This window comes from Paracoccus sp. 08 (genome assembly GCF_024105395.1).
In the GTDB taxonomy this organism is placed as follows: Bacteria; Pseudomonadota; Alphaproteobacteria; order Rhodobacterales; family Rhodobacteraceae; genus Paracoccus; species Paracoccus marcusii.
The window spans coordinates 77,809-84,543 of the sequence record NZ_WEKR01000074.1; the positions used below are offsets into that span (position 1 = coordinate 77,809).

General features: G+C 64.1%; 13 protein-coding genes. All 13 read right to left on the reverse strand.

Going from position 1 to position 6,735, the window contains the following annotated elements:
* Positions 1–6: 6 nt before the first annotated feature.
* Positions 7–252, reverse strand: a complete 246-nt coding sequence (gene rpsQ / locus GBO37_RS20245) for a 30S ribosomal protein S17 (protein WP_045982157.1) — start codon at positions 250–252, stop codon at positions 7–9.
* Positions 253–264: 12 nt separating this feature from the next.
* A complete protein-coding gene (rpmC, locus tag GBO37_RS20250; protein ID WP_045982158.1) occupies positions 265–471 on the reverse strand; it encodes a 50S ribosomal protein L29 in 207 nt (68 codons plus the stop codon).
* Between the two features lie 192 nt (positions 472–663).
* Positions 664–1,077 carry a 50S ribosomal protein L16 gene (gene rplP, locus GBO37_RS20255; RefSeq protein WP_045982159.1) on the reverse strand — a complete coding sequence of 138 codons (414 nt, stop codon included), beginning with the start codon at positions 1,075–1,077 and terminating at the stop codon, positions 664–666.
* Positions 1,078–1,090: 13 nt separating this feature from the next.
* The gene (gene rpsC / locus GBO37_RS20260; protein WP_045982160.1) at positions 1,091–1,801 is read right to left on the reverse strand and encodes a 30S ribosomal protein S3; all 711 of its coding nucleotides are present in this window, start codon (positions 1,799–1,801) and stop codon (positions 1,091–1,093) included.
* Positions 1,801–2,181, reverse strand: a complete 381-nt coding sequence (gene rplV / locus GBO37_RS20265) for a 50S ribosomal protein L22 (protein ID WP_042247864.1) — start codon at positions 2,179–2,181, stop codon at positions 1,801–1,803. The genes rpsC and rplV overlap by 1 nt, the downstream gene beginning before the upstream one ends.
* Positions 2,182–2,186: 5 nt before the next feature.
* Positions 2,187–2,465: a 30S ribosomal protein S19 gene (gene rpsS, locus GBO37_RS20270; protein ID WP_045982161.1), complete on the reverse strand. Its 279-nt coding sequence runs from the start codon at positions 2,463–2,465 to the stop codon at positions 2,187–2,189.
* 3 nt (positions 2,466–2,468) lie between these two features.
* Positions 2,469–3,308 carry a 50S ribosomal protein L2 gene (gene rplB, locus GBO37_RS20275; RefSeq protein ID WP_045982162.1) on the reverse strand — a complete coding sequence of 280 codons (840 nt, stop codon included), beginning with the start codon at positions 3,306–3,308 and terminating at the stop codon, positions 2,469–2,471.
* A gap of 93 nt (positions 3,309–3,401) precedes the next feature.
* Entirely contained in the window at positions 3,402–3,698 is a 297-nt protein-coding gene (locus GBO37_RS20280; RefSeq protein ID WP_045982163.1) for a 50S ribosomal protein L23, read from the reverse strand.
* On the reverse strand, positions 3,695–4,315 hold the full coding sequence (gene rplD, locus GBO37_RS20285) for a 50S ribosomal protein L4 (protein ID WP_045982164.1): 621 nt from the start codon (positions 4,313–4,315) through the stop codon (positions 3,695–3,697). The genes GBO37_RS20280 and rplD overlap by 4 nt, the downstream gene beginning before the upstream one ends.
* A complete protein-coding gene (gene rplC, locus GBO37_RS20290; protein WP_045982165.1) occupies positions 4,315–5,205 on the reverse strand; it encodes a 50S ribosomal protein L3 in 891 nt (296 codons plus the stop codon). Before rplC ends, rplD begins: the two co-directional genes overlap by 1 nt.
* Before the next feature lie 11 nt (positions 5,206–5,216).
* Positions 5,217–5,525: a 30S ribosomal protein S10 gene (gene rpsJ, locus GBO37_RS20295; RefSeq protein WP_042247848.1), complete on the reverse strand. Its 309-nt coding sequence runs from the start codon at positions 5,523–5,525 to the stop codon at positions 5,217–5,219.
* A gap of 227 nt (positions 5,526–5,752) precedes the next feature.
* Entirely contained in the window at positions 5,753–6,397 is a 645-nt protein-coding gene (locus GBO37_RS20300; RefSeq protein WP_252930591.1) for a sulfotransferase family 2 domain-containing protein, read from the reverse strand.
* Positions 6,398–6,633: 236 nt separating this feature from the next.
* On the reverse strand, positions 6,634–6,735 hold a 102-nt coding region (locus tag GBO37_RS21520; RefSeq protein WP_256481230.1), incomplete at its 5' end, for a hypothetical protein.

Below are 6,735 nucleotides of genomic sequence, written 5' to 3' on the forward strand. Positions count from 1 at the left end.
TGGACTTCAGGCGTTGACCGCTTCGTCCGTCAGGACAGTCCAGCGTTTCGTCTTCGAGATCGGGGCGCATTCGACGATGCGAACGGTGTCCCCGATCTTGAACTGGTTCTGCGCGTCATGCGCGCGGTATTTCTTCGACGAGCGCACGATCTTGTGCAGCACGGGATGCTTGAAGCGGCGCTCGACCAGGACGGTGATCGTCTGTTCGTTCTTGTCGCTGGTGACGCGGCCTTGCAGGATACGTTTGGGCATGGGCCGGGCTCCTTAGTTCGAGGCCGCGGCTTCGGCCGCTTTCTGGTTCAGAATCGTCTTCACGCGGGCCACGTCGCGACGGACGGTGCGCATGCGTGCGGTGCTTTCCAGCTGGCCGGTCGCCTGCTGAAAGCGCAGGTTGAAGGCCTCTTTTTTCAGCGCAACCAGCTGATCCTTCAGCTGGTCGGGCGTCTTCGACTTCAGTTCGGTGGCGTCCATGACGCGTCTTCCTTTCAACATCACCGGAGAGCCCCTGTCGCCAGGGCCACCCTGATTCCGGTGGAGTTTCGTGATGAAGGCCTGCGCATACAGGCTGAACGCCCGTTTGGCAAGCCCGTTTGCGGGAAAAGGCAGGGGCCCCGCCGATCGCTCGGCGGGGCCCCCTTTCGCGCTGGCCCGGCGGGCCGACGCTTACCAGTCTTCGCGTGCGACGATGCGGGTCAGGACCGGCAACTTCATCGCGCCGAGGCGCAGAGCCTCGCGGGCGATGGTGTCGTTCACGCCGTCGATCTCGAACATGATCCGGCCGGGATGCACCCGGGCCGCCCAGAAGTCGACGGAACCCTTGCCCTTACCCATCCGGACCTCGGTGGGCTTGGACGACACCGGAACGTCCGGGAAAATCCGGATCCAGACCCGGCCCTGACGCTTCATGTGACGGGTGATCGCGCGGCGGGCCGCCTCGATCTGGCGCGCGGTGACGCGCTCCGGTTCGGTTGCCTTCAGGGCGAACGAGCCAAAGTTCAGGTCGAAACCGCCCTTTGCCTCGCCGTGGATACGGCCCTTGTGCTGTTTGCGGAACTTGGTCCGTTTCGGTTGCAGCATTGTTTTCTACTCCTTACCGGGCGTCGCGGCGCGGACCACGGGGGGCCGGACCTTCCTGGGCCTCGGCAGCGCGGCGATCATGGGCCTGGGGATCATGTTCCATGATCTCGCCCTTGAAGATCCACACCTTCACGCCGATGATCCCGTACGGGGTCGTGGCTTCGCAGAGTGCATAGTCGATGTCGGCCCGCAGGGTGTGCAGGGGCACGCGGCCCTCGCGATACCACTCGGTCCGTGCGATCTCGGCGCCGCCCAGACGGCCGGCGACGTTCACGCGGATGCCCAGGGCGCCCATGCGCATCGCGTTCTGGACCGAACGCTTCATCGCGCGGCGGAACGACACGCGACGCTCCAGCTGCTGAGCGATCGACTCGGCGACCAGTTGCGCATCGACGTCGGGCTTGCGCACTTCGACGATGTTCAGGTGCAGTTCGCTGTCGGTGAAGTTCGCCAGCTTCTTGCGCAGGGTCTCGATGTCCGCACCCTTCTTGCCGATGATGACACCGGGACGCGCTGCGTGAATGGTCACGCGGCACTTCTTGTGGGGGCGCTCGATGATGACGCGGCTGATGCCGGCCTGCTTGGCCTCGGTGCGGATGAAGTCCCGGATCTTCAGGTCTTCAAGCAGCAGATTGCCATAGTCCTTGTCGTCGGCGTACCAGCGGCTGTCCCAGGTGCGGTTGACCTGGAGGCGCATGCCGATCGGATTGACCTTCTGACCCATTACGCTTGCTCCTCGACTTGGCGCACCTTGATGGTGATTTCCGAAAACGGCTTCATGATCTTGCCGAAGCGGCCACGTGCCCGCGGACGGCCACGCTTCATCACCAGGTTCTTGCCGACCCAGGCCTCGGCGACGACCAGGTTGTCGACGTCCAGACCGTGGTTGTTCTCGGCGTTCGCGATGGCGGACTGAAGGCACTTCTTCACGTCGCCGGCGATGCGCTTGTGCGAGAAGGTCAGGTCGGCCAGAGCCTTGTCGACCTTCTTGCCGCGGATCAGCTGAGCCACCAGGTTCAGCTTCTGCGGCGAGGTGCGAAGCATCTTCGTCTTGGCGAAGGCCTCGTTCTCCGCCACGCGGCGCGGATTGTTTTCCTTACCCATGACGATTACTTCCTCTTGGCTTTCTTGTCCGCGGCGTGCCCGTAATAGGTGCGCGTGGGCGAATATTCACCGAATTTCTGACCGATCATCTCTTCGCTGACGTTCACGGGGATGTGCTTGTGCCCGTTGTAGACGGCAAAGGTCAGGCCGACGAATTGCGGCAGGATGGTCGAGCGACGCGACCAGATCTTGATGACGTCGGATTTCCCCGACTCACGGGCCTTCTCGGCTTTCTTGAGCACATAGGCGTCAACAAAGGGGCCTTTCCAAACAGAACGTGCCATAGGTCAGCGCCCCTTCTTCTTCGCGTGACGCGAACGCAAGATGTACTTGTCGGTCGCCTTGTTGCTGCGGGTCTTCTTGCCCTTGGTGTCCTTACCCCAGGGCGTGACCGGCGTGCGGCCACCCGAGGTGCGGCCCTCACCACCACCATGCGGGTGGTCGATCGGGTTCATGGCGACACCGCGGACGCTCGGGCGGATGCCCTTGTGGCGGTTGCGGCCGGCCTTGCCGAGGTTCTGGTTCGAATGGTCGGCATTCGACACGGCGCCGATGGTCGCCATGCATTCCTGACGGACCAGGCGCAGCTCGCCCGAGGACAGGCGGATCTGGGCATAGCCGCCGTCACGACCCACGAACTGGGCATAGGTGCCCGCCGAACGCGCGATCTGACCGCCCTTGCCGGGCTTCAGCTCGACGTTGTGGACGATCGTGCCGATGGGCATGCCGCTGAAGGGCATGGCGTTGCCCGGCTTCACGTCGACCTTGGAACCCGCGACGACCTTGTCGCCGATGGCCAGACGCTGCGGTGCCAGGATATAGGTCTGCTCGCCGTCTTCGTACTTGATCAGCGCGATGAAGGCGGTGCGGTTGGGATCGTACTCGATCCGCTCGACCGTGCCGGCCATGTCGAACTTGGTGCGCTTGAAATCGACGATGCGATACAGGCGTTTCGCGCCGCCGCCTTGGCGCCGCATGGTGATCCGTCCGGTGTTGTTCCGGCCGCCTTTCTTGGTCAGACCCTCGGTGAGGCTCTTGACCGGGCGACCTTTCCAAAGCTCCGAACGGTCGATCAGAACCAGCCCACGCTGGCCAGGCGTCGTCGGTTTGTACGACTTCAATGCCATCTTTCTGTCTTCCGTTGCTTTGGACCAGGGTGGTCCGTTTCAGTCAATTGCGGCGGCCCCGGAATGCCGGGGCCGCCAGATCGCGTCCGGTTATCAGAGACCGGTCGAAACGTCGATGGTGCTGCCGGCTTCCAGCGTCACATAGGCCTTCTTGACGTCGCTGCGACGACCCAGCTGGCCGCGGAAGCGCTTCTGCTTGCCCTTGGTGATGGTGGTGTTGACCGCCTTCACCTTGACGCCGAACAGGGTCTCGACGGCCTGCTTGATCTGCGGCTTGTTCGAGTCCTTGGCGACCTGGAACACGACGCCGTTGTTCTCGGACGTCATGGTGGCCTTCTCGGTGATGATCGGCTTGACGATCACGTCGTAATGTTCTGCTTTCGCGCTCATTTCAGACGAGCCTCCAGAGCTTCGACACCGGCGCGCGTGATGACCAGTGTATCACGCTTGAGGATGTCATACACGTTGGCACCCATCGACGGCAGGATGTCCACGCCTTCGATGTTGCGGGCGGCACGGGCGAAGTTCTCGTTCACTTCGGCACCGTCGATCACCAGCACGCGCTTCCAGCCGTTCTCACGGACGGCCTTGGCGACGGCTGCGGTCTTGGCATCGGCGAGGTTCAGATCCTCGATGATGACCAGTTCACCCGCGGTGGCCTTCGCCGACAGCGCGTGACGCAGACCCAGGGCACGGACCTTCTTGGGCAGATCGAAAGCGTGCGACCGCGGGGTCGGACCCTTATAGACGCCGCCGTGGCGGAAGGTCGGCGCCTTGCGGGAGCCGTGGCGTGCGCCGCCGGTGCCCTTCTGGCGATAGATCTTCTTGGTCGAGTAGCTGACGTCCGACTTGCCCAGCACCGAGTGGGTGCCGGCCTGTGCCTTGGCGCGCTGCCAACGCACGACGCGCTGCAGGATGTCGCCGCGCGGCTCCAGCCCGAAGATGTCGTCGGCCAGATCGATCGACCCGGCTGCGCCGGAATCCAGCTTGATCACATCAAGTTTCATCACTTGTCTCCTTCCGGCGCGTCGTCATTGGATGCCGGCTCTTCCGCGTTGGGATCGGCAGCGTCCTTGTCCGACTTGATCGAGGCTTCGGCCTCGGCCAGGGCGGCGGCTTCCTGCTCGGCGGCCAGACGGGCGGCCTCCTCGCGGGCGGCTTCTTCCTCGGCGGCGGCGGCGGCGGCGGCTTCCTCAGCCAGACGCGCGGCTTCGCGGGCGGCGGACCGCAGGGCGGCCGGATAGATCAGGTTCTCGGGCGTCGCCTTCTTGACGGCGTCCTTGACGGTGACCCAGCCACCCTTCGAGCCCGGCACCGAGCCCTTGACCATGATCAGGCCGCGCTCGGAATCCGTGCGGACGACCTGCAGGTTCTGCGTGGTGACGCGGACGGCACCCAGGTGACCTGCCATCTTCTTGCCCTTGAACACCTTGCCGGGGTCCTGGCACTGGCCGGTCGAACCGTGCGAACGGTGGCTGACGGACACGCCGTGCGACGCGCGCAGACCGCCGAAGTTGTGGCGCTTCATGGCGCCAGCAAAGCCCTTACCGATCGAGATGCCGGCGATGTCCACATACTGACCCGAGAAGTAGTGGTCAGCCGTGATCTCCTCACCGACGTTGATCAGGTTCTCTTCCGCAACGCGGAATTCCACGATCTTGCGCTTGGGCGCGACCGAGGCCTTGGCAAAGTGACCGCGCATCGCTGCGGTCGTGCGCTTTGCTTTCGCCTCGCCGGCGCCCAGCTGGACGGCGGTATAGCCATCGGTCGCGGCGGTGCGCTGCGCGATGACCTGCAGGCCGTCCAGTTGCAGGACGGTGACGGGAACCTGACGGCCGTCCTCGAGGAACAGACGGGTCATGCCCAGTTTCTTGGCGATGATACCAGTACGCAACATGATCTGCCTCCTCAGACTTTGATCTCGACGTCCACGCCGGCGGCGAGGTCGAGCTTCATGAGGGCGTCAACGGTCTGCGGGGTCGGATCGACGATGTCCAGCAGACGCTTGTGCGTGCGGATTTCCCACTGGTCGCGCGACTTCTTGTCGATGTGCGGACCGCGCAGGACGGTGAATTTCTCGATCTTGTTCGGCAGCGGGATCGGGCCGCGGACGGTCGCGCCGGTGCGCTTGGCCGTGTTGACGATTTCCTGGGTGCTGGCGTCCAGCACGCGGTAATCGAAGGCCTTCAGCCGGATCCGGATATTCTGGCTTTGCATAAAGACATCCCTCTTGCGGGGAGTTCCAGTCGAGAGGCTGACGGCGCACCACGCGGCGCCAGCATCGGACCGTACAAATAAGAGCAGGCCGCCCCATGTGACTGGCGGCCTGGCCCAAGCGACCGAATCCTTCATGACGATGGATCGGTGGCGATGCGGTCCCTTACCGGTCCCTGCGGAGGGCGTCAAGGCCCGGCATTGTCCTCTTTCTGACGCGGGCGCCTGCTTTAGAAGACATATCCGAAACGCGCGATATCCTCGGCACAGGCCTGCGCGACCAGGCCGGCTGTCCGGTCGTCATACATCGAGCGATATCCCGGTGCACGCGCGCTGGCATTGATGTGCGGCAGATGCAAGGCAAAGCCCAGATGCGCCTCCAGCGGGCGCAAGTCGGTGTCCAGGTGCTCCAGACGCACGAACAGGTTGCAGCACTCGCGGCCGTCGCGGCCGGTGACGTAGCTTCGGGCGGGCAAGGCTCGGAACGCCCCCATCACCGATGCGTCGCTCACGAAACCGGCAAAGTCCGATCCTGCTGCCAAGGCGACGTGCGGATGGGCGAATCGCTGTCCCTTGATCCAGTGGTAATAGCTAACAAGACGGTCCCACGGATTGCGCACCATGGTGAACACAAACAGCGTCTCCAGTTCCGGCGGCCCGACCACACCGTCAAGATCGGACAGGGTGCTGTGCTTCCATAGCCGCCCCGCGGCCTGGGCTCCCGCCAGGCGGTGCCGTCGCTGCCGGGCCTTTGGGGTGTCGCCCAGCATCAGGTCGTCCTTCATCGCGCGAGCCTCGAGCGCGAGGGCCATCGACGTGCCGCCCGTCTTGGGAATGTGGATGAACAGATAGCGGCGGCCGCGCGAAAGGATCATTTCCGCCTTCTACTACAATACAGACCGATGCGGCAGAGGAAGTGATGCCTGCCGGCGTCCCGACCAAGGCGGAATGTAAGAGGCGCGACGATGGGCCCGGGCCCGCACGGGCAGCACAGCACCGTCGCCAGCTACAAACGACAAGGGCCACCCCGAAGGGTGGCCCTGTCCGCCGCGATATCCCCGAAAGGATCATCCGGCAGCATCAGCATTCCTTGGCCCGTTCGGGCCTTGGATCACTTGATGATCTTGGAGACGACGCCTGCGCCGACGGTGCGGCCGCCTTCGCGGATGGCGAAGCGCAGCTTCTCTTCCATCGCGATCGGGGCGATCAGTTC